Genomic DNA, 21,300 nt, shown 5'->3' with positions numbered 1-21,300 from the left:
GGACCGTACGACTGGTTCTGACGGGTCGTCAACTATGGTGCGGCGACGGATTTTCCCCCATGGCGCGGCGATGGCTCGTCCGCTATGGGGTGGGTCCCGATTGGCAGTGGGGGCACCAGTAGACGGGGCGGGAGTCCTGCTGCGACGCGCGGATCGGTGTCCCGCAGCGTAGGCAGGGGCGGTGGGTGCGGCCGTAGACCCAGAGGTTCTCGCTCGGACGGCGGGCGCGGGGAGCCGGATAGGTGGTGGTCAGCTGGCGGGCACCGGCGGTGGTGGTGCGGACCGGGCGGTCGCGGTTGGCTTCCAGGAGCTGCTTGGCCGTGGTGACCAGAAGGGCCGCCGTGGATTCGGGCAGTCGGCCGATGGGGAGCCAGGGAGTGGCGCGGGCCAGGAAGCAGAGCTCGCACTTGTAGATGTTGCCGATGCCGGCCAGGTTGCGCTGGTCCAGGAGAGCCTCGCCGAGGGGGCGGGCAGGATCGGTGAGCAGATGGTGCAGTGCGGTGTCGGCGTTCCAGTCCGGCCCCAGCAGGTCCGGGCCGAGGTGGCCGACGGCCTTGTCCTCGTCCCTGGTGCGCAGGAGTTCGAGAACGGGCAGTCGGTAGCCGACGGCGGTGTGCGTGGTGTTGGCCAGGACGGCGCGGATCTGGTGGCCGGGGCCGCCGCGCCATCGTTCGTCCGGGGCGTAGATACGCCAGGCACCGTCCATGCGCAGATGGCTGTGGAGGGTGAGGCCGCCCTCGATGCGGGTCAGCAGATGCTTGCCGCGCGCGGAGACGTCGAGAACGGCCCGGCCGGTGAGATCGGCGGTGGCGAACCGGGGGACACGCAGATCGGACCGGGTGAGGACCTGACCGGCCAGCGCGCTGTGCAGCCGTTTCGCGGTCTGCAGGACGGTGTCTCCTTCGGGCATACGTCCATGATGCGCGGGGATGGCGGGCTGTGGGTGGGGTGTCCGTGCGTTCTGTGGGGGTGGCGGGCTGTGGGTGGGGTGTCCGTGCGTTCTGTGGGAGTGGCGGGCTGTGGGTGGGGTGACCGCGCGTTCTGTGGCGCGTGGGGCCTGGGGGCGTGGCTGCGTGGGAGTGGCGTGCCGCCTGGCGTGACCGCGGCGGGGCGGTTTCGGTGTGGAGGCGGAAGGGCGGGAGCTCAGGCGCGCAGGCGCAGGCCTCTCGGGGTGGCGAGGAAACCTGCCGACTCCAGAGTGCGGCCGAGGGGTGAGGTCAGCGACGAGGTGCCGTTGGTGCGCTCGACCGTGACCGTGCCGAGGCTTCCGGCGCGGGCAGCGGCGGCCAGGGCAGTCGCTGCCGCCCGGAGCGCGGGGTCGTCCGGATCGGTCGGCCAGGCCAGCAGCGTCTTGCCGCCGCGTTCCATGTACAGGGTCAGCTCCCCGTCGACCAGGACCACGAGGGAACCTGCCTTGCGTCCGGGTTTGTGCCCGGCCCCGGCCGGCGGCTCGGGCCACGGCAGGGCCGCGCCGTAGGCATTGGCGGGGTCGGCCGCGGCGAGGACCAGGGCGCGGGGATCCGCGCCGGGTTCCGTACGGTCGCGGGCGGTGGACACCGCTCGGAGCCGGTCGACCGCGCCGTCCATGGCGAACTGCGCCGCTCCCAGCCCCTCCACGACATATCCGCGGCGTGCCTGCCCGTTGTCCTCGAAGGCGGACAGTACGCGGTACGCGGCGGAGAAGCCGCCCTCGACACCCTCGGCCTGGACCGCGCCGCGGGTTACCACGCCGTGCCGGTCCAGGAGGGTGCGAGCCAGGGCGTGGGCCCGGTGTGTGGGCTCGGGTTCGGCGGGCGGCAGCAGCGACCAGCGGCCCGAGACCGTGGGCGGACCGGTGCGGGAGACGGGGCGTGCCGAAGCGCTCAGCGAGCCGTAACGACCGCGCGGAACACTCCGCTTGGCGCGGTGAGCGGTCGATCCGGCCGTGCGTCCGGAGCCGAGCAGCGCACGCAGCGGGGCGAGTGTGTCGTTGGTGAGCCGGCCCGACCAGGCGAGATCCCAGACAGCGTCAGCCAGTTGGGGATCGGTGGAGTCCGGGTGCGTGGTGGCACGGACCTGATCGGCGATCTGGCGGAAGAAGAGCCCGTACCCACCGCTCAGGGTGGTGAGAACGGACTCGTGCAGCGCGCTGAGTTCGAGCGGGCGAGGGGGAGGCAGGAGCAGGGGCGCGCTGTCGGCCGGATAGAGGGAGAGCCAGCCGTCCTTGCCGGGGAGGGCGCCCGCACCGGCCCACACGACTTCGCCCGTGGTGGTGAGTTCGTCCAGGAGCGCGGGGGAGTAGCCGCTGACACGGCTGGGCAGGATGAGCTTCTCCAGCGCGGACGCGGGGACGGGTGCGCCCTGCAACTGCTCGATGGCGCGGGCCAGTCCGTCGATTCCGCGCAGGCTGTTGCTGCCCAGATGCTGCCACTGGGGGAGGAAGCCCGCCAGCGCGGCCGGCGGCACCGGCTCCAGCTCATGGCGGAGCGCGGCGAGCGAGCGGCGCCGCAGCCGCCGCAACACCGTGGCGTCGCACCACTCCTGGCCGATACCGGCGGGGTGGAACTCGCCCTGGACGATCCGGCCCGAGGCTGCGAGCCGCTGCAGTGCACCGTCGGTGACGGCGGTGCCGAGGCCGAAGCGGGCCGCCGCCGCGGTGGAGGTGAACGGCCCGTGCGTACGGGCGTAGCGGGCGAGGAGGTCGCCGAGGGGGTCCTTCACCGGTTCGGTGAACGCCTCGGGGACGCCGACCGGGAGTGCCGTTCCCAGGGCGTCGCGCAGTCGGCCCGCATCCTCGATGGCCGCCCAGTGATCGCCGCCGCCGATCCGGACCCGGATGGCGCGGCGTGCCGATGCCAGCTCCTGCGCCCACTGCGGCTCGGCGCCGCGCTCGGTGAGCTCGGAATCGGTGAGCGGGCCGAGGACCCGCAGCAGGTCGGCGACCCCTTCGACGTCCTTGATCCGGCGGTCCTCGGCCAGCCACTGGAGCTCCCGCTCCAGTTCGGTCAGGACCTCGGCGTCGAGAAGCTCACGCAGTTCCGCGCGTCCCAGCAGTTCGGCCAGGAGGTGGGAGTCGAGCGAGAGCGCGGCGGCCCGCCGCTCGGCCAGGGGCGAGTCGCCCTCGTACAGGAACTGCGCCACGTAGCCGAACAGGAGGGAGCGCGCGAACGGGGAGGGCTCCGGCGTGGTCACCTCGACCAGACGGATCCGGCGGGCTTCCAGGTCACCCATCACCTCGGTGAGCCCGGGGACGTCGAAGACGTCCTGGAGGCATTCGCGGACCGCTTCGAGAACGATGGGGAACGAGCCGAACTCGGACGCGACCTGGAGGAGCTGGGCGGCCCGCTGTCGCTGTTGCCACAGCGGTGTGCGCTTGCCGGGGCTGCGCCGCGGCAGCAGCAGCGCTCGGGCCGCGCACTCGCGGAACCGCGAGGCGAACAGGGCGGAACCGCCGACCTGGTCCGTGACGATCTGTGCGATCTCGCCCTGGTCGAAGGCCACATCGGCGGCGCCGACCGGGGGCTGGTCGCTGTCGAGGGCGGTGTTGGCGGGAGGGAGTGGTGCCGCGGCGGGCGCTTGGGACGGATCCTGGACGGGGTCGAAGTCGAGGAGGTCCAGGCCCATCATGTCCGCGTCCGGGAGCCTCAGCACGATGCCGTCGTCGGCATGCATGACCTGGGCGTCCATGCCGTACCGCTCGGCGAGGCGGGCACTGAGGGCGAGCGCCCACGGGGCGTGCACCTGGGCGCCGAACGGGGAGTGCACGACGACGCGCCAGTCGCCCAGCTCGTCCCGGAAACGCTCGACGAGGATGGTCCGGTCGTCCGGCACATGGCCGCAGGCCCGGCGCTGCTCGTCGATGTAGGACAGCACGTTGTCCACGGCCCAGGTGTCGAGCCCCGCGGCCAGCAGCCGCTTCCGGGCGTCCTCGGGGGACAGGCCGCCGAGCTCGCGCAGGAAGGCGCCCAGCGCACGCCCCAGCTCCAGCGGACGGCCCAGCTGGTCGCCCTTCCAGAACGGCAGCCGTCCCGGAACGCCAGGGGCGGGCGAGACCAGGACCCGGTCGCGAGTGATGTCCTCGATCCGCCAGGACGTGGTGCCCAGGGTGAAGACGTCACCGACCCGGGACTCGTACACCATCTCCTCGTCCAGCTCGCCGACCCGGCCGCCGCCCTTCTTGGGGTCGGCGCCGGCGAGGAAGACCCCGAAGAGTCCGCGGTCGGGGATGGTGCCGCCGGAGGTGACGGCGAGCCGCTGGGCGCCGGGGCGGCCCGTGACCGTACCGGCGACGCGGTCCCAGACGACGCGTGGACGCAGCTCGGCGAAGGCGTCGGACGGGTAGCGGCCGGCGAGCATGTCGAGCACAGCGGTGAACGCCGACTCGGGGAGCGAGGCGAAGGGGGCGGCCCGGCGGGTCACCGCCAGCAGATCGTCCACCTGCCAGCTGTCCAGGGCGACCATGGCGACCAGCTGCTGGGCCAGCACGTCCAGTGGATTGGACGGAACCCGCAGCGCCTCGATGGATCCCGTGCGCATCCGCTCGGTGACCACGGCCGCCTGCACCAGATCGCCCCGGTACTTCGGGAAGACGACCCCGGTGGAGACCGCGCCCACCTGATGCCCGGCACGGCCGACCCGCTGCAGTCCGGAGGCGACCGACGGCGGTGACTCCACCTGGATCACCAGATCGACCGCGCCCATGTCGATGCCCAGCTCCAGACTGGAGGTGGCTACCACCGCGGGCAGCCGGCCCGCCTTGAGGTCCTCCTCGACCTGGGCGCGCTGCTCCTTGGAGACCGATCCGTGGTGGGCCCGGGCGAGCAGCGGGGGAGCACCCTTCGCCGCACCTGACTCCGCCATGACCTCCGCGGGGGAGTGGGCTTCGGGCATCGTCTCGCCGGTGGCGCGCTCGTACGCGATCTCGTTGAGCCGGTTGCAGAGCCGCTCGGCGAGACGACGGGAGTTGGCGAAGACGATCGTGGAGCGGTGGGCCTGGACGAGATCGGCGATCCGCTCCTCCACATGGGGCCAGATCGACGGTTTGTCCGCCTGGCCGGAGGAGTCCGGGTCAGTGGCGGGGGAACCGCCGAGCTCGCCCAGATCCTCGACCGGCACGACCACCGACAGATCGAACTGCTTGGTGGACGGCGGCTGGACGATCTCCACCTTCCGCTGGGGTGAGAGGAAACGCGCCACCTCGTCGACCGGACGGACCGTGGCCGACAGGCCGATCCGCCGGGCGGGCCGCGGGAGCAGCTCGTCGAGCCGCTCCAGCGACACCGCGAGATGGGCGCCCCGCTTGGTGCCCGCGACCGCGTGTACCTCGTCGAGAATCACCGTTTCGATGCCGGCCAGCGCCTCCCGCGCCGAGGACGTCAGCATCAGGAAGAGGGACTCGGGTGTGGTGATCAGGATGTCCGGCGGCCTCGTCGCCATCGAGCGGCGCTCGGCGGGCGGGGTGTCGCCGGAACGGATGCCCACACGCACCTCGGGCTCGGGCAGCCCCAGGCGCGCCGATTCCTGACGGATACCGGTCAGCGGCGAGCGGAGGTTGCGCTCCACGTCGACGGCGAGCGCCTTGAGCGGCGATACGTACAGCACACGGCAGCGCTTCTTCGCCTCGGCGGGTGGCGGGACCGCGGTCAGCTGGTCCAGGGCGGCGAGGAAGGCGGCCAGGGTCTTTCCCGAACCGGTCGGCGCGACGACCAGGACGTCCGACCCCTCACCGATTGCCCGCCAGGCGCCTTCCTGCGCGGCTGTCGGCGCGCTGAAGGCCCCCGTGAACCAGCTGCGGGTCGCGGGGGAGAACGCATCGAGTGCGGAGCCGGTCATGTTCCCCATCGTGCACCCCGCCACTGACAACGGCCCCGGAAACGGCCCCGCCGGGTCGCGTGCCCCGCACGCGGATGATGCCGCGACGGCTGGGCCGGCCACTGCGCCGAGGCACTCGCAGCCCGCGAGCTGCGAGAATTCGAGCATGGCAGGAGCGACGGGACCGGCGGAATGGGCGAGGTACTGGCAGCACGCGGAGCTGCCCGACCTTGACCTGCTGCGGGCCCGCTACATCCGCCACACCTTCCCCCGCCACAGCCACGAGGGCTATGTCTTCGGCACCATCACCCAGGGCGTCGAGGACGTCGGGCTGCCCGGCGGAACCGTCCACGCCGGGCCCGGCACCGTCGTCATGATCAATCCGGAGGTCCCGCACACCGCCCGCGCCGGTGTGCCCGAAGGGTGGGTGTACGCCACGCTCTACCCGTCCTCCCAGGTGATCAACGACATCGCGGCCGATACGACGAACCTGCGGGGCACCGTGGGCTTCGCGGAGACCAGCGTGGCCGATCCCTACGCGGCCCGGCTCATCGGCGAGGTCCACCGGGCAGCGGAGGAGAGCAACGCGCTGGCGGCGGACAGCGTGCTGCGGGTCCTGGTCACGCGTCTGCTCACCCGGCACGGCAGCGTCCTGCCCGCCCGCACGGCCAGGGCGGCCGGCGCGCGGGACGCGGCGCGGGCCCGTGCCGTACTGGAGAGCAGGTTGTCGGAGCCGCCCACCCTGGAGGCACTGGCCACCGAGCTCGGCACGAGTCCGTTCGCCCTGCTCCGGGCCTTCAAGAAGCAGTACGGGATGCCACCGCACACCTGGCTCACCGACGCGCGCGTCCGGCGTGCGCGCCGGATGCTCGATGCGGGCACCGCCCCCGCCGCGGCTGCCGCCGCGGTCGGCTTCACCGACCAGCCGCATCTCAACCGTCACTTCACCCGGATCGTGGGGGTGCCACCCGGCGCCTACCAGCGCGAACGCGCAAGAACGTACAAGACCGGCCCCGGAGTGCCGGGGTAGCGTCCCGGGCGTGGCAGAACAGACAGCACCCCCTCAGAGCGTCGCCGGCCCGCCCGGCGGCAGTGCGATCACCGCCGAGGCCAAGCCGGACGCGGCCGTCGTACGTGACGCACTCGGCGTCGGCATAGCCGTCGGCCTCTCCGGCTTCGCGTTCGGCGTCACCTCGGCCGGGTCCGGACTGAGCCTGCTGCAGACCTGCGCGCTCAGCCTCCTCGTCTTCACCGGCGCCTCCCAGTTCGCCCTGGTGGGCGCCCTGGCCGCCGGCGGCAACCCGTACACCGCGGCCGCCGGTGCCTTCTTTCTCGGCGTACGTAATTCCTTCTACGGCCTGCGGCTGTCGCAGCTGCTCGCACTACCGCGTGCCCTGCGTCCCCTCGCCGCCCAGTGGGTCATCGACGAGACGACCGCCGTGACCCTGTCCCAGCCCACCCGGCGCGCCGCCCGAATCGGCTTCACCGTCACCGGGCTCACGCTCTACGTGCTGTGGAACCTCACCACGCTGGTGGGCGCACTGGGCGCTGACGCGCTGGGCGACACCGCTGCCTGGGGCCTGGACGCGGCAGGCCCCGCCGTCTTCCTCGCCCTGCTCGCCCCGATGCTGAAGAGCACGACGGAGCGGATCACCGCCGCGGTTGCCGTTCTGCTCGCACTCGGCCTGCTGCCGGTACTGCCCGCAGGCGTGCCCGTACTGCTGTCCGCACTCGCGGCGCCCGTCGTCCTCTTTCTGACGGGACGCGGCAAGGACACGGCACCGAGCCCGAAGGAAGCCAGGGGAGGCGCGGATTCGCGCACCACCACGTCGGAGGACGGCCGATGAACGTCTGGATCGCCATCGCGCTGACCGCCGTCGGCTGTTACCTCGCCAAACTCCTGGGCCTCCTGGTGCCTGCCGGCGCCTTGGAGCGCCCCCTCGTGCAGCGTCTGGCCGCTCTGCTTCCGGTGGCGCTGCTGGCCGCCCTGACCGCGCAGCAGGCCTTCGGCAGTGGACAGCACGTGGTGCTCGACGCGAGGGGCGCCGGGCTCGCCGCCGCGGCACTCGCCCTCGTGCTGCGCGCGCCCTTCCTCGTCGTCGTGGGGGTGGCCGTGGCCGTCACCGCCGGAGTACGTGCTCTCGGCTGACCGCGCACACGACGCCCGGGGAGGGGTGTGTAAGGGGCTCGGTCCATTGGGCCGAGCCCCTTACACGTGGTCCTGGGGATGCGTCCCTCTCAGTGCACGGGCAGACCGGCCGTCGGAGCCTCGGGAACATTCAGCCGCAGCGCGTCCTTCTCAGGCCGCAGGAAGCAGACGGCGAGCACACCGGCGACCGCGACCAGACCCGCCATCAGCAGATACGCGGAGTGGTAGCCCGCGGGCACCGATACGGCCGCATCCACCATCCGGCCCGTGACCAGCGGGGACAGGACACCCGCCAGGGCGTAGACGAACGCCAGGGCGCCCAGGGCAACCCCGCGCTGTCCCGCCGGGGTGATCCGCGCGACGGCCGTCTGCGACACCGTGAGGATCACGTTCGTCAGTGCCATCGGGCCGGCCATCAGCGCGATCTTCACGCCCACCGCGTCCACCTCCGCGAACGTGGCGATCGACGCGGCGGCCACACACATCACCAGACCTCCGCCGAGCCCCGCAGACAGCCGGGGCGCCGTCCCCCTCGACGAGGCCCGCCGGGCGAGCAGACCATGCGCCAGCAGCACCACCGCGTTGCCCACCGCGGTCGCGGTCACCACGGCACCCGATTGCTTCAGGCTCAGCCCCGACACCTCGTGCAGATAGTCCGGAGCCCAGGTCAGCCCCGCCGAGAGCAGCCAGTAGGCGGCGAACGCCCCGAAGGCGGCCGTCAGCCAGGTGCCCGAGAGCAGCAGCCGCCGGTAGGGAACGGACGTAGCACCGTCGTCACGGGCGGCGGACCGCCGGGCGAGCGGTGGGGCAAGAGGCCCCTCCTCGCCCCGGGCGTACCAGCACATCGCCCAGACCAGACCGACCAGACCCACGGAACCGAAGGCCCAGCGCCACCCCCATACGTCGATCACCACGGTGAGCAGCGGAGCGGACACGGCCACCCCGCCCGCCGCACCGACCATCAGCACCGCGGTCGGCAGGGTCCGCTCCCGCTGCCCGAACCAGCCGTGCAGGTGGTGCACCGCCACCGGCACCGCAGGACCCTCCGCCGCCCCGAGCAGCACCCGCGTCGCCAACAGCGTCCCGAAGCCCGCGGCACCCAGCAGCATCGGCAGCTGCGCCGCCGACCACAGCAGCGCCATGCCGAGCAGCAGCACCGTCGTCCGGACACGGCGGGTCAGGAAGGACACCCCGAGCGCGGCCAGGCTGAACAGGGCGAAGAACGCGGCCTGCGCCGTACCGAACTCACCGCGGGTCAGTCCCAGCTCCTCGCGGATCGGATCGGCGGCCAGCCCCATCACGGTCTTGTCGGCGAAGTTCACCAGCATGAAGGTGAGCAGCAGCCAGGTGGTGCCCCAGGCACCCTTCCGCAATCGCTCCGCCCCTTCCGTATCGGCGGGCGGCGTGGTCGCTGCACCGGTACCGGCGCTCATCCGTCCTCCCCGCCGCAGCCGCACGCGTCGTCGTCCGTGACGCCGACGCTGATCATTCCGGCCGCGCGCCTGCGGCCCTCGGGCGAGCGCGTCAGCTCCGTCTCCAGGTCGGTGCCCTCGGCCACCGCCGCCGACTCCGCGGCCGCCCAGCTGAACACTCCGCGCGCCATCGTCGACGTCTCGGCCGTCGCCCTCTGTGCGTAGACCCGGGCCCGTATCCGCGCCACGTCCCCATCGGCCGGGGCGGCCAGCGCGGCGGTCTCCGCCAGATGCGAGGCCAGCCGCAGCTCGCCCTGCTCCAGAAGTTCGGCCGCGCGCGCCGCCAGCACGGACGCACCGCCCGCCGCGGCGGCGAACTCGGCCGCGACCGCCGCGTCCGGCGCCGGCTTGAGGTGCGCCGGGTTCTGGTCGTACCAGCCGCCCCACAGCCGCCACAGGTTCCGTACGACGAACTCCGGCTCGTCGTAGGCCGGATGCAGATAGGGCTTCGCCAGCAGCTCCTGCGGCACCTGCACGCCGTGCACCACCGCGTCCAGGCGGTGGCCCGCGTTCATCAGGGCCCTGGTCTGCTCGCACAGCGACTCCAGGAGACGCGCGGTGTCGTCGAGCGCCCGGTGGACCCGGTCCCTGCCCACGATCGGCACGCCGTGTCCCGGGAGCAGCAGTTCGGCACCCAGTTCCTGCATGGCGCGCAGCGCCCGCGCCCATTCCTCCGGGTACCGCTGCACCTTCTGGGGGTTGCCCGCGTTCGGTGTGTTCCAGATGAACAGGTCGCCGGTGCACAGCGTCTTGAGCTCGGGGATCCACACATAGGTGCTGTCGTCGGTCTCGCCCTTGGCGTGCACCAGCTCGAAGGTCAGATCGCCGCGCCGCACGGTCATCCGGTCGCGGTAGGTGGTGTCGGGGTAGCGGTAGGTGGACGGCCAGTTCAGCGACGGCACACCGAACTGCCTCCGGTTGATCCAGGTGTTGTATCCGGCGGTGCTGATGTAGCGGTCGAAGCGGGCGGTGACGGCCTCGTGCGCGATGACCTCGGGCCGCTCCCGGCCCTCGCTGTCCGCCTGCGCGTCGAAGGGTGCCACCCCGAAGACGTGGTCGATGTGGCCGTGCGTGTAGACGACCGTGCCGACCGGCTGCTCGCTGAACGCCTGGACAGCCGTGTGCAGCGGTGCGGCGGTGCGTTTGTCGCCGGAGTCCACCAGGACCAGCCCGTCGCCCGTGTCGAAGACCGCCACATTCGCGAAGGCGGGCAGGAAGCCGACCCGGTCGCGCACGGTCACCAGTTCCGCGCCCGAGTACGCCCCCGACAGATGGGCCAGCAGGGTGTCCTTGCCCCGCCATACCCGGTCGATATAGCTGAGATAGTCCGTCGGCTTGTGCTCGGTCATACCTGCGGCTCCTTCGGTACGGTCCGGCGGATCGCCGGAATCCCGAGTCTCGGACTCTGTGGTGGCCTCCGACACCCGTCCTCGTCACACCGCCGCGGGCTGCGTACTGTGACGCGTCACAGGGACCACCGGAACGCGAGGAGGCCGGCCGTGCCACTGTCCGACGAGGCGAGGGCCCTCGCTCTGCGCTGCGAGCCCAGGGTCAACGAGCTGGCCCGGCACATGGCCCGGGAGTCCTTCGAGCAGCTTCCGGGGTACGCGGACCTGCCCGACGACGTGAAGGACCTGGAGATCGCCGCCACCGCCCGGCACGGGGTGCGTCTCTTCCTGCGGCGGGTCAGCGATCCGCATCCCGGCTCCGGCGGGCTGCGGCTGTTTCGCGAGCGGGCCGCGCAGCGCGCCGAGGAGGGCCTGCCCCTGCACCTGCTTCTGCGCACCCACGCCCTCGGCGTGTACGTCCTGTGGCAGGCACTCCGCGAGGTGGCGGAACCGGGCGAGGAGGGAGCGCTCATCGAACTCGTCGACCTGCTGCTCCAGTCGCACCACTCGCTCCTCGGCGCCGTGGCCGAGACCTACATGGACGAGCGCTCCGCACTGGAGGCGGAGCAGCGGGAGCGGCGCCGCTCCCTCGTGCGCGGCTTCCTGGACGGGACGCTGGAACCGGGACCGGTACTGCTGGAGGAGCTGGGGCTGGAGGGGCCGGCGCTGGTCCTCGCCGTCGCCCTGGAGCCGGCCGACGAGCCGGGCGGCGGGCAGCCGGACTCCCTCAGCCCGGTGACGGTGCGGCGCAGGATGCGGCGGATCCAGACGGTCCTGGACCAGACCTTCGGTACGGAACTGCTCTTCCTGTTCGACGCGGGTGCCGGCCGGGCCGTCGTCCCGCGGGACTGCGAGCCGCCGGACGATCTCGCCCGGCGGCTGTCCCGCGCCTGCGGGGTCGGGGTGCGGATCGCCGCGGCACGGGCGCCGTCACCCGCGGCGGTGCCCGAGGCATCCCGTACGGCGGCCGAGATCCTGCGGATCGCGCGGGTGTGCGGACTGCCTCCGGGCGTGCACGGTCTCGACGACGTGCTCCTCGAATTCCACCTGTCGCGGCCCGGCCCCAGCGGCCGGCGCATCGCCGCCCTGCTGGACCCGGTCGCGGCACGTCCCGAACTCCTGCGGACCCTGCGGACGTACCTGGCACAACAGCAGGACCGGCGCCTCACCGCCGCGCTCCTCGGGTTGCATCCCAACACCGTCGACAACCGGCTCGCCCGGCTCGCGGAACTGACCGGGCTCGATCCGGGTTCCCCGCGCGGCACCGCGCTCGCCATCGCGGCCCTGCTCCTGCACGACAGCGGGCAGGGGGACGTGGGGCGCGGCAGCGCGTGAGAACCCCGGGCCGGCGGCAGCCGCCGACCCGCCGGTGTCCGTGGTCAGTCCAGGCCGCGTCCGTACGCCCGCAGGGTCTGCAGGGCTCTGAGCGTGACCAGGGGGCGTCCCTCCAGAGCGGTTCCCGGAGCCCACTGCCGCCAGGTCACCGGCCAGCCGCCGTCCGCCTCCTGCCCGGCCGCCAGATGGTTCAGCGCGCGGTCCATCTCCGCGTCGGTGAACCAACGCAGGGCGAGCGATTCGGGCGCGCGGGCGTAGTCGTACGGAAAGTGCTGCTCACCCGGCGCGTATCCGGGCGCCACCGGGTACTCCGCGCGCCGCTCCGGGTCCAGGACGGCGAGCCGTTGGTCGCGCACCAGGCGTCCGAGGCGGTCGGCTGCGGCCTCGGCCCGCGCCCGGTCCGGCGCACCGTCGAGGAAGGCGACCGCAGCCTCGATCTCGTACGGATGCGACACCTCCAGGGCGTCGACGGCCGCCCAGCAGAAGTCCGTGGCCCGGAACAGCCAGGCGTGCCACACCGAATTGCGGTGGAGCAGCCCGACGACGGGCCCGGTGACCAGGAGCTCGGCAGGGGGCTGGTCGACGATCGGGATGAACGGCGCGGCCGGGTAGCCGCGTTGCGAGGGAAGCAGAGCGGGTAAGGCCCCTTCCTTGGTGGACACATCGGTGAGGAATCGGCAGATGCGCTCCACCCGGAGCCCTCCGCAACGGTCGATGGAGTCGAGGACGCTCAGCGCGTGCGCTGTGTGCAGCGGCTGACTGACGGGGCCGCGCAGATCGGGTTCGAGCGCGTGACCGTACCCGCCGTCCTCGTTGAGATAGGCGGCGAGCGCCGTTTCCACGGCGTCCGCACTTCCCTTCAGGAAGTGATGGGCGAACCGCCGTTGTTCGAGGACACGGGCCGTGAGCCAGATGAACTGCTCGGCGCGGTTGAGGGGACTTGTTCCGGATCCAGCCATGGACCGACCGTAGGACGGTAAGCGCTCTCGGCAAGGCCGGGCGGCCCGGCTGCACTCTCAGGAGCGGGATACTGGTGGCATGCGGTTGACGATTTTCTGGGAACGGATGGCGGACCACTTCGGCGCGGGGTACGCCGACTCCTTCGCGCGCGACCATGTGATGGCGGAACTCGGCGGGCGCACGGTGTGGCAGGCCCTCGACGAGGGGTGGGAGGCCAAGGACGTCTGGCGCGGGGTCTGCACGGCGGTCGGCATCCCCGCGGACAAGCGCTGACGCACAGTCCGACACCGCGCGGCGGCGAGCCGTCCCCCGGGGCGCGCGCCCGACTGTCTCAGCAGTAGGCGAGACTTGTTCCGTGGCACCGACAGACGAGACCGCTCAGACCCAGCCGCCCCTCACCCCGCCCGTCCCGCCGGCCGCGCCACCAGCCCCGCCGTCCGGCACCGGGAGTGCCCGCATGCCCGGCTGGCTGCCGCGTGCCATGGTGCTGGCGCTGGCGCTCTATGCCTGCTTCCGGCTCGGCAGCTGGGCGTTCGACCAGCTCATCGGCCTGTTGATCAATGTGCTGATCGCCTTCTTCCTGGCGCTGGCGATCGAGCCGGCGGTGAGCCGGATGTCGGGCCGCGGTATGCGCCGGGGCTTCGCCACCTTCCTGGTCTTCCTCGGTGTGCTGATCGCCGGCGCCGGTTTCGTCGTGCTGCTCGGCTCGATGCTCGCGGGCCAGATCGTCGACATGGTGGAGGACTTCCCGGAGTACCTCGACTCGGTGATCAACTGGGTCAACCAGTCCTTCCACACGGAGCTCTCCCGCGTCGAGGTGCAGGACAGCCTGCTGCACTCCGACTGGCTGCAGAAGTACGTCCAGAACAGTGCGACCGGCGTACTCGACGTGTCCACCACGGTCCTGGGCGGCCTGTTCCGGCTGCTGACGATCTTCCTGTTCTCGTTCTACTTCGCGGCCGACGGCCCCCGGCTGCGCCGCGCGCTGTGCTCCATCCTCCCTCCCGCCCGCCAGGCGGAAGTGCTGCGTGCCTGGGAGATCGCGGTGGACAAGACGGGCGGATATCTCTACTCGCGCGGTCTGATGGCGCTCATCTCCGGCATCGCGCACTACATCCTGCTGCTGGCCCTCGGTGTGCCGTACGCGCCGGTGCTCGCGGTCTGGGTCGGACTCGTCTCGCAGTTCATTCCCACGATCGGTACGTATCTGGCGGGCGCCCTGCCGATGCTGATCGCGTTCACCGTCGACCCCTGGTACGCGCTGTGGGTCCTCGGTTTCGTCGTGGTGTACCAGCAGTTCGAGAACTACGTGCTGCAGCCCAAGCTGACCTCGAAGACCGTCGACATCCACCCGGCGGTCGCCTTCGGCTCGGTCATCGCCGGTACGGCACTGATGGGGGCCGTCGGCGCGCTGATCGCCATCCCGGCCGTGGCCACGCTGCAGGCCTTCCTGGGCGCCTATGTGAAGCGCTACGACGTCACGGACGACCCCCGGGTGCACGGACGCCATCAGTGGCGGCGCGGCGAATCGGTGTACGTGCGGCTGCGTCGGCTCTGGCGTGCCCCCGAGGCCGAGGCCGAGGGCGGGCAGGGGGAGGACGAGGAGCCGCAGGGCCCGCAGCCGCGCTCCTGATGCGGGGCCTTTGCGGTCCGTGTTGTCCCCTTGCGATGCACGCTTGGCGTCGTGTCGCATATGTGCCATTTGCTGACTAAACACCTGGATTCGGAGCGCTATCCTGGGGGCGAGTCGGTGCGGCGTGGTGCGCTTGACACCAAAATCGAACATCCATTCTCATGGGATTCCGGCCGGGTTTTCCCGGGCTCGACCGTGGAGTTGTCCACAGGCCGGGAGGACGTCGAGGCCCATTGTCAGTGGCAGGGGTTAGCGTCTTTGACGTGAAGCGATCGACTCAAGCAAATCGGGTGGAACCCATGGCAGGTAACGACCGCGAGAAGGCGTTGGACGCCGCACTCGCACAGATTGAACGGCAATTCGGCAAGGGCGCGGTGATGCGCCTGGGCGAGCGGCCGAACGAGCCCATCGAGGTGATCCCCACCGGGTCCACCGCGCTGGACGTGGCGCTCGGCGTCGGCGGCCTGCCTCGCGGGCGTGTGGTGGAGGTGTACGGACCGGAGTCCTCCGGTAAGACGACGCTGACGCTGCACGCCGTGGCGAACGCGCAGAAGCTCGGCGGCACGGTGGCCTTCATCGACGCGGAGCACGCCCTCGACCCGGAGTACGCGAAGCGGCTCGGTGTCGACATCGACAACCTCATCCTGTCCCAGCCGGACAACGGCGAGCAGGCTCTTGAGATCGTGGACATGCTGATCCGCTCGGGCGCCCTCGACCTGATCGTCATCGACTCCGTCGCGGCCCTGGTGCCCCGTGCGGAGATCGAGGGCGAGATGGGCGACTCGCACGTCGGTCTGCAGGCCCGTCTGATGAGCCAGGCGCTCCGTAAGATCACCAGCGCGCTCAACCAGTCCAAGACCACGGCGATCTTCATCAACCAGCTGCGCGAGAAGATCGGTGTGATGTTCGGCTCGCCGGAGACCACCACCGGTGGCCGCGCGCTCAAGTTCTACGCCTCGGTGCGCCTGGACATCCGACGGATCGAGACGCTCAAGGACGGCACCGACGCGGTCGGTAACCGCACCCGCGTCAAGGTCGTCAAGAACAAGGTCGCGCCGCCGTTCAAGCAGGCCGAGTTCGACATCCTCTACGGCCACGGGATCAGCCGCGAGGGCGGTCTGATCGACATGGGCGTGGACAACGGCTTCGTGCGCAAGGCCGGCGCCTGGTACACGTACGAAGGCGACCAGCTCGGCCAGGGCAAGGAGAACGCCCGCAACTTCCTCAAGGACAACCCCGACCTCGCCGACGAGATCGAGAAGAAGATCCTGGAGAAGCTGGGCGTGGGTGTGCGGCCCGAGGCGGCATCGGCCGAGCCCGGAGCGGATGCGGCAGGAGCCGCGGCGGCTGCGGCAGACGGTGCGGCGAAGTCGGCGCCCGCTCCGGCCGGCAAGGCCAAGCCGGCCAAGACGGCGGCGGCCAAGAGCTAGACCGTGACGCGTCGTACGGAGTGGCCGGGCAGCGCCGCCGAATCCGGCGCGGGTCCCGGCCCCGAATCCGCCGCCGGACACACCACCGGATCCGAGAGCGAATCCGACCTCTTCCATGAGCCGGCAACGGGGGCCGGCTATGGCAGAGGCGCGGGTTCGGGTACGGGTACGGGATTCGGCGAGGGGGCCGGGCGCCGTGCCCGCTCCCGTTCCAGAGGCAGCGGTTCCCCTTCCTCGTCGAGGGCCGAGAAGGGGGAGCCGCGAGACCCGGCCGAGCAGGCGCGCAACATCTGCCTGCGGCTGCTCACCGGGACCGCACGCACCCGCCAGCAGCTCGCGGATGCCCTGCGCAAGCGGGAGATCCCGGACGAGGTGGCCGAAGAAGTGCTGTCGCGCTTCGAGGACGTCGGGCTGATCGACGACGCCGCGTTCGCCGATGCCTGGGTGGAATCCCGGCACCACGGCCGCGGTCTGGCTCGCCGCGCCCTCGTCCGTGAGCTGCGGACCAAGGGCGTGGACGCCTCCGTGATCGACGAGGCCGTCGGTCAGCTCGACTCCGAGCAGGAGGAGGAGACGGCGCGGGAGCTCGTCGCCCGCAAGCTCCGGTCCACCCGGGGCCTGGAACGCGACAAACGGATTCGCCGCCTTGCGGGCATGCTCGCCCGCAAGGGGTACGGGGAGGGAATGGCCCTGCGCGTGGTGCGCCGGGCACTGGAGGAGGAGGGCGAGGACACCGAGGGGCTGGACGACCCGTTCTGAGTGCCGGCGGGGGTCGGTGAGAACGTGGCGATCCGGTTCTTGGCGCGGCCGTTCGCCGTTGTCCGGCCGCTACTGACCAGCGGCTACTGACCGGTCGCTACTGCCCGGCGCGGGCCGCACGGCTGATGGTGGCGTCGATCAGGGCGAGGGCGTCGTCGGCGGTGCGCCCCGGGTAGCGGTTCCACGGCCCGATCAGCCCGGTCCAGCCCTGGGAGCGGAGTTCGGAGATCAGCCAGGCACCGGCCCGGTCGACGGTGTGCGCCGATCCGTAGCCCAGGCGGTGCGCCGTGAGCATGGCGCCGCAGACACATCGGGCACCGCGGGCGTTGCGGAGCCGGTACGGGGTGTTCTGCCATCCCCACTCGGTCAGGATCTGCCGTGCGTGGGCGAGATGGACGGAGGGTCGCACCTCCGGCTGTCCGATACGCCGCCAGGCATGGAGCCGGTCGGGCAGCACGGCACCGAGACGCCCGGGAAGCGGGCGCTCGCGCGGTACGGCGGGCAGCGCGCGCACCGTGTCGGCGATGAGCTGGTCCACGGGTACGGACAGCAGGTCACGCCAGTCGCCCGAGACGTCCGGCCGCTCCTGCGCGTCGCCGGGCGAGACGGGGCGCGGGGGCTCCGGGACAGTGAGTTCCCAGCCCGTGACGATCTGCTGCCAGGCCTCCGTGTCATGGAGGCGAGCGGCCTGGACGTCGAGTTCGTCGGGGGTGAGGGCGGTGGTCGGCATGGGTGCGGGCTCCCCGTCGTAGCGGTGGCATGGCGACGCCGTAGCGGTGCGATGGTGATGTCGCACTGGTCATTGGCGTTGAGCCGAATGTCCGTCCGGTCCGCGGTTCGCTCCACCGGAGCGAGGCCATACGGGTGTGTCGCTTCGGATTCCGGTGATTTCCACCGCTGATTCCCACCGGCGATTCGGAGTGGGCGGATCCGGTCGACGGGCAGTTCCGGGGCGGGGACACGGACCGGCGGATCGTGCCGTGCCGTACTGTCCCTCGCGCCGTGCCCGGCCATGGCACGGGGGAAAGCCCCCCGGGCCATGGCACGGGGGAAAGCCCCCCGGGCCATGGCACGGGGGAAAGCCCCCCAACGAAGACGCCGGAACGCTCCAGTGCACAGGTATCTGTGCACAGAGCAGTGTGTGACGCATGCCAGAGAAGCCCGGCGGAACCGAGATCACGGAGCTGGCCGCTCTCAAGGCCCTCGCCCAGCCGCGACGCCAGCAGATCCTTCAGCGCCTCACCCTGCACGGCCCCGCGACATCGGCGATCCTCGCCCGCGCCCTGGGCCTGAACACCGGGGCCACCAGTTACCACCTGCGTGAACTGGCCCGGTACGGCTTCGTGGCAGACACCGTGCCGCCCCGGCCCGACGCCCGCCGGGCGAGGTGGTGGCGGGCCGTCCCGGGTGACCGCCGATTCCCGCCTCCGTCCCGCCGGACCCGTGGCGTGCGTCTCGTCATGGACGAGCTGAACCGCCATGCGTACGCCGCCGACCTCGCGCACTTCGAGCAGCTCCAGCGCGAGAGCGGTACAGGGGCCGACGGCCGGGACGCCGACGAGTGGGCCGATGGCCACGTCTACTCACGGGGCGCCCTGCGACTCACGCTCCCCGAACTCCAGGAGTTCTTCGAGGAGTACATCGCCCTCATGAACCGCTACAAGCGCCCCGACGCCGGAACCCCGCCGGGCGCCCGCACGGTCCACACCCGGCTGCTCGCCTTCCCGGGCCCGGACAGAGACATCCCCGGCACTGAGAGTTCCGCCACGGACGACGCCAACAGAAGAGAGACGGACGCGTCATGATGCTGCGCTATGCCCTGCGGACCATCCACCATCGCAAAGGCGGGTTCCTCGGAGCGCTGCTGGCCCTCATGTGTGCCGCCGCCCTCGTCACCGCCTGCGGCACCCTTCTGGAGACCGGACTGCGCGGACGCATCGCCACCGAGCGCTACGCCGCGACGCCCCTCGTCGTCTCCGCCGACCAGAACGTCCACCGGACCACCGTGAAGCACAAGGGAAACGGGAAGACGAAGGTCAAGCACAAGGCCAAACCGGTCGCCGAACGTGCCTGGCTCCCCGCCACCGCCGCCGACCGGATCCGCACCCTCCCGGGTGTGCGCGCGGTAGTCCCCGAACTGACCTTCCTCGCCGAGCCGTTGTCGGCCCTGCCCGCGGACGCGGGAGGCGGCGACACACCCTCGTACGGACACTCCTGGGAATCCGCCCCGCTCACCCCGTTCGCCCTGACCGCGGGCCGCGCCCCCGCCTCGGCCGACGACGTGGTGATCGACCGGGGTTTCGCCGATAGAGCAGGCCTGAGGACCGGGGACCGGCTTACCGTGCAGTCCACGCAGGCCCCTCACACCTATCGTGTCAGCGGCATCGCGGCCCCCGACGGACACGGTGAACTCCGGCAGCAGACCTCACTGTTCTTCTCCGCGGCGGAGGCCGAACGCCTCGCCGCCCGCCCCGGCCAGGTCTCCGCGCTGGGTGTGCTGCCCGCCCCCGGTACGGACACCGGCCGGCTGAAGCAGCAGGTCACGCAAGCCCTCTCAGGCACCACCGCCCAGATCTCGACGGGAGACGAGCGCGGCCCGGTCGAGTTCCTGGATGCCGCGGGCGCGCGCATCAAGCTGGTCTCCATGGGTGGCGCGATGGGCGGTACCTCGCTGCTGGTCGCGGTACTCGTGGTCGTCGGGACCTTCGCGCTCTCCATCCAGCAACGCCACCGCGAGCTGGCCCTGTTGCGTACCATCGCCGCCACGTCACGGCAGATCCGCCGCCTGCTGGGCCGCGAGGCGTTGGTGGTCGGTGCGGTGGCCGGGGTGCTGGGCGCCCTTGCCGGACTGCCGCTCGCGCGGTTGCTGCACAGTCGATTCATCGACATGGGCGTGGTTCCGCCGACGCTGGAGCGGACGGCCGGAATCCTTCCCGGCTGCGCGGCCCTGGCCGTCACCCTCCTCGGTGCCTGGGCCGCCGCCCGGATCGCCGGCCGTCGTATCGCCCGCCTCCGGCCTGCCGAGGCCATGGCCGAGTCCGCGGTCGAGCGTCGCCGCCCGGCCCGGGGGCGCATCGCCGCCGGCCTGGGCCTGCTCATCGGCGGCGGGGTGCTCGTCGCCGTACTGGGCATCCTGCACACCGAGGCCGCCTCGACACCGGTCACCTTCCTGGCCGTGGTGGTGCTGGCCATGGCGGTGTCGCTGCTCGGCCCGCTCCTGGTCCGAGGCGCCGCATTCCTGCTGGCGGGCGCGCTCCGGGCAGCCGGACACGTCGGCGTCCTGGCCGCGGCGAACATCCGCGGGAACTCCACCCGGATGGCCTCCGTCGTCACTCCGCTCACCCTGCTCATCGGCATGACCTGCACGGTTCTCTTCGTCCAGCCGACCCTCGGCGACGCCGCCCTCGCCCAGGCCCGTGAGGGCACCCACGCCACCTGGGTGCTGGGCGCGCAGGGCCCCGGCGTGCCGGCGGAAGCCGCCGAAGCTGTCCGTACGACGTCCGGCGTCACCGGAGCCACGGAGGTGGTCCGCACCACGGTCCGGGTCGGGCTCGACAAGTACCAGGCCCAGGGGGTCACCGCGGCCGGACTCGACCGCACCTGGGACCCCGGTGTGACGCGCGGGTCTCTCGCCGCGTTCACCGCGGGCTCCCGCACCGCCGCGATCAGTGAACTGGCCGCCGACCGGCTCGGGCTGCGCCCCGGCAGCGAACTGAAGCTGCACCTGGGCGACGGCACCCCCGCCACCCTCACGGTCGCGGCCGTCTACCGCCGCGGGCTGGGCTTCGGTGATCTGACGCTGCCGCACGACCTGCTCGCCCGGCACATGAACAACCCCCTCGCCGCGACCGTCCTGGTCGCAGGTGATGTGAGTCGCAGCGAACTGACGGCCGTACTGGGCAAGTTCCCCAGTGTCGCGGTTGCCGCACCTGCCGAAGCGGACCGGCTCCAGGCGGCACGCCAGCAGGAGAACGCCGAGGTCAACCTGCTCGCCATGGGACTGGTCCTGGCCTTCACCGCCATCGCCGTCGTCAACACGCTCGCCATGTCGGTCTCCGAGCGGCTCAAGGAGTTCGCACTCCTCAGACTGGCCGGGGCGACCCGCCGTCAGGTGCTGCGGATGCTTCGTATCGAGGCCCTGTCGGTCCTGCTCGTCGCGGCCGCTCTCGGCACCGGGATCGCGCTCGCCGTACTGACGGCCTTCAGTATCGGCATGACGGGCGGCGCGGCGCCCTCCGTGAGGCCGCTGGTGTACGCGACCGTGGTGGGCGCCGCCGCCCTGCTCGCCCTGGTCGCGACGGCGCTGCCCGGCCGGATGGCCCTGAAGGCCCGCCCGGTGGAGGCCGTCACGAGCCGGTGACCGACGACGGGCCGGGCTCCAATG

16 protein-coding genes are annotated in these 21,300 nt (G+C 71.9%); 10 read left to right on the top strand and 6 right to left on the bottom strand.

Translation table 11 applies throughout. From position 1 onward, the window contains the following. Window positions 1–82: 82 nt before the first annotated feature. On the bottom strand, window positions 83–910 hold the full coding sequence (locus OG912_RS06285; RefSeq protein WP_327708545.1) for a DNA-formamidopyrimidine glycosylase family protein: 828 nt from the start codon (window positions 908–910) through the stop codon (window positions 83–85). A 233-nt stretch (window positions 911–1,143) separates the two neighbouring features. Next, window positions 1,144–5,811, bottom strand: coding sequence for an Lhr family helicase (locus OG912_RS06280; RefSeq protein ID WP_327708544.1), 4,668 nt, complete (start codon window positions 5,809–5,811; stop codon window positions 1,144–1,146). A gap of 145 nt (window positions 5,812–5,956) precedes the next feature. Here OG912_RS06280 and OG912_RS06275 point away from each other — a divergent pair, with 145 nt between their 5' ends. Genes OG912_RS06275 through OG912_RS06265 form a run of 3 tightly spaced genes read left to right on the top strand, consistent with a single transcriptional unit; the run spans window position 5,957 to window position 7,939 of the window. Further along, on the top strand, window positions 5,957–6,820 hold the full coding sequence (locus OG912_RS06275) for an AraC family transcriptional regulator (RefSeq protein WP_327708543.1): 864 nt from the start codon (window positions 5,957–5,959) through the stop codon (window positions 6,818–6,820). Window positions 6,821–6,830: 10 nt separating this feature from the next. Continuing rightward, window positions 6,831–7,637 carry an AzlC family ABC transporter permease gene (locus tag OG912_RS06270; RefSeq protein WP_327708542.1) on the top strand — a complete coding sequence of 269 codons (807 nt, stop codon included), beginning with the start codon at window positions 6,831–6,833 and terminating at the stop codon, window positions 7,635–7,637. Beyond that, window positions 7,634–7,939 (top strand): AzlD domain-containing protein, encoded by a 306-nt coding sequence (locus OG912_RS06265; RefSeq protein WP_326739236.1) that lies wholly within the window; start codon window positions 7,634–7,636, stop codon window positions 7,937–7,939. The genes OG912_RS06270 and OG912_RS06265 overlap by 4 nt, the downstream gene beginning before the upstream one ends. Window positions 7,940–8,028: 89 nt before the next feature. Here OG912_RS06265 and OG912_RS06260 read toward each other — a convergent pair whose 3' ends face one another. Both OG912_RS06260 and OG912_RS06255 read right to left on the bottom strand, forming a co-directional pair. After that, window positions 8,029–9,372 carry an MFS transporter gene (locus tag OG912_RS06260; RefSeq protein WP_327708541.1) on the bottom strand — a complete coding sequence of 448 codons (1,344 nt, stop codon included), beginning with the start codon at window positions 9,370–9,372 and terminating at the stop codon, window positions 8,029–8,031. After that, window positions 9,369–10,760: an alkyl sulfatase dimerization domain-containing protein gene (locus OG912_RS06255; RefSeq protein WP_327708540.1), complete on the bottom strand. Its 1,392-nt coding sequence runs from the start codon at window positions 10,758–10,760 to the stop codon at window positions 9,369–9,371. The genes OG912_RS06260 and OG912_RS06255 overlap by 4 nt, the downstream gene beginning before the upstream one ends. 150 nt (window positions 10,761–10,910) lie before the next feature. Here OG912_RS06255 and OG912_RS06250 point away from each other — a divergent pair, with 150 nt between their 5' ends. Then, window positions 10,911–12,134 carry a PucR family transcriptional regulator gene (locus OG912_RS06250; protein WP_327708539.1) on the top strand — a complete coding sequence of 408 codons (1,224 nt, stop codon included), beginning with the start codon at window positions 10,911–10,913 and terminating at the stop codon, window positions 12,132–12,134. Window positions 12,135–12,178: 44 nt separating this feature from the next. On the opposite strand, the gene OG912_RS06245 is transcribed toward OG912_RS06250, so the two are convergent. Beyond that, window positions 12,179–13,093, bottom strand: a complete 915-nt coding sequence (locus OG912_RS06245) for a hypothetical protein (RefSeq protein ID WP_327708538.1) — start codon at window positions 13,091–13,093, stop codon at window positions 12,179–12,181. A gap of 79 nt (window positions 13,094–13,172) precedes the next feature. Here OG912_RS06245 and OG912_RS06240 point away from each other — a divergent pair, with 79 nt between their 5' ends. The 4 genes from OG912_RS06240 (at window position 13,173) to recX (ending at window position 16,916) form a co-directional block, all read left to right on the top strand. Continuing rightward, the gene (locus tag OG912_RS06240; protein WP_327708537.1) at window positions 13,173–13,367 is read left to right on the top strand and encodes a DUF3046 domain-containing protein; all 195 of its coding nucleotides are present in this window, start codon (window positions 13,173–13,175) and stop codon (window positions 13,365–13,367) included. Between the two features lie 184 nt (window positions 13,368–13,551). Beyond that, entirely contained in the window at window positions 13,552–14,727 is a 1,176-nt protein-coding gene (locus tag OG912_RS06235; RefSeq protein ID WP_327713354.1) for an AI-2E family transporter, read from the top strand. Window positions 14,728–15,026: 299 nt separating this feature from the next. Beyond that, window positions 15,027–16,157, top strand: a complete 1,131-nt coding sequence (recA, locus tag OG912_RS06230) for a recombinase RecA (protein ID WP_327708536.1) — start codon at window positions 15,027–15,029, stop codon at window positions 16,155–16,157. A 3-nt stretch (window positions 16,158–16,160) separates the two neighbouring features. Beyond that, on the top strand, window positions 16,161–16,916 hold the full coding sequence (recX, locus tag OG912_RS06225) for a recombination regulator RecX (protein ID WP_327708535.1): 756 nt from the start codon (window positions 16,161–16,163) through the stop codon (window positions 16,914–16,916). Between the two features lie 97 nt (window positions 16,917–17,013). On the opposite strand, the gene OG912_RS06220 is transcribed toward recX, so the two are convergent. Continuing rightward, the gene (locus tag OG912_RS06220; protein ID WP_327708534.1) at window positions 17,014–17,646 is read right to left on the bottom strand and encodes a DUF6197 family protein; all 633 of its coding nucleotides are present in this window, start codon (window positions 17,644–17,646) and stop codon (window positions 17,014–17,016) included. Window positions 17,647–18,064: 418 nt separating this feature from the next. Between OG912_RS06220 and OG912_RS06215 the strand changes: the two genes are divergently transcribed. Both OG912_RS06215 and OG912_RS06210 read left to right on the top strand, forming a co-directional pair. Further along, on the top strand, window positions 18,065–18,721 hold the full coding sequence (locus OG912_RS06215) for an ArsR/SmtB family transcription factor (RefSeq protein ID WP_327708533.1): 657 nt from the start codon (window positions 18,065–18,067) through the stop codon (window positions 18,719–18,721). Further along, a complete protein-coding gene (locus tag OG912_RS06210; RefSeq protein ID WP_327708532.1) occupies window positions 18,718–21,276 on the top strand; it encodes an ABC transporter permease in 2,559 nt (852 codons plus the stop codon). Before OG912_RS06215 ends, OG912_RS06210 begins: the two co-directional genes overlap by 4 nt. Window positions 21,277–21,300 lie beyond the last annotated feature (24 nt).

The sequence above is a fragment of the Streptomyces sp. NBC_00464 genome, from assembly GCF_036013915.1.
In the GTDB taxonomy this organism is placed as follows: domain Bacteria; phylum Actinomycetota; class Actinomycetes; order Streptomycetales; family Streptomycetaceae; genus Streptomyces.
Note: the sequence above shows the minus strand (reverse complement) of the source record. Positions and strands in the feature narration are given on the sequence as shown.

What these genes read in the sequence shown, in the direction of transcription:
- OG912_RS06285 (WP_327708545.1), bottom strand. Translation starts at nt 910, where the DNA reads ATGCCCGAAGGAGACACCGTCCTGCAGACCGCGAAACGGCTGCACAGC.
- OG912_RS06280 (WP_327708544.1), bottom strand. Translation starts at nt 5,811, where the DNA reads ATGACCGGCTCCGCACTCGATGCGTTCTCCCCCGCGACCCGCAGCTGG.
- OG912_RS06275 (WP_327708543.1), top strand. Translation starts at nt 5,957, where the DNA reads ATGGCAGGAGCGACGGGACCGGCGGAATGGGCGAGGTACTGGCAGCAC.
- OG912_RS06265 (WP_326739236.1), top strand. Translation starts at nt 7,634, where the DNA reads ATGAACGTCTGGATCGCCATCGCGCTGACCGCCGTCGGCTGTTACCTC.
- OG912_RS06260 (WP_327708541.1), bottom strand. Translation starts at nt 9,372, where the DNA reads ATGAGCGCCGGTACCGGTGCAGCGACCACGCCGCCCGCCGATACGGAA.
- OG912_RS06255 (WP_327708540.1), bottom strand. Translation starts at nt 10,760, where the DNA reads ATGACCGAGCACAAGCCGACGGACTATCTCAGCTATATCGACCGGGTA.
- OG912_RS06245 (WP_327708538.1), bottom strand. Translation starts at nt 13,093, where the DNA reads ATGGCTGGATCCGGAACAAGTCCCCTCAACCGCGCCGAGCAGTTCATC.
- OG912_RS06240 (WP_327708537.1), top strand. Translation starts at nt 13,173, where the DNA reads ATGCGGTTGACGATTTTCTGGGAACGGATGGCGGACCACTTCGGCGCG.
- OG912_RS06235 (WP_327713354.1), top strand. Translation starts at nt 13,552, where the DNA reads ATGCCCGGCTGGCTGCCGCGTGCCATGGTGCTGGCGCTGGCGCTCTAT.
- recA (WP_327708536.1), top strand. Translation starts at nt 15,027, where the DNA reads ATGGCAGGTAACGACCGCGAGAAGGCGTTGGACGCCGCACTCGCACAG.
- OG912_RS06220 (WP_327708534.1), bottom strand. Translation starts at nt 17,646, where the DNA reads ATGCCGACCACCGCCCTCACCCCCGACGAACTCGACGTCCAGGCCGCT.
- OG912_RS06215 (WP_327708533.1), top strand. Translation starts at nt 18,065, where the DNA reads ATGCCAGAGAAGCCCGGCGGAACCGAGATCACGGAGCTGGCCGCTCTC.
- OG912_RS06210 (WP_327708532.1), top strand. Translation starts at nt 18,718, where the DNA reads ATGATGCTGCGCTATGCCCTGCGGACCATCCACCATCGCAAAGGCGGG.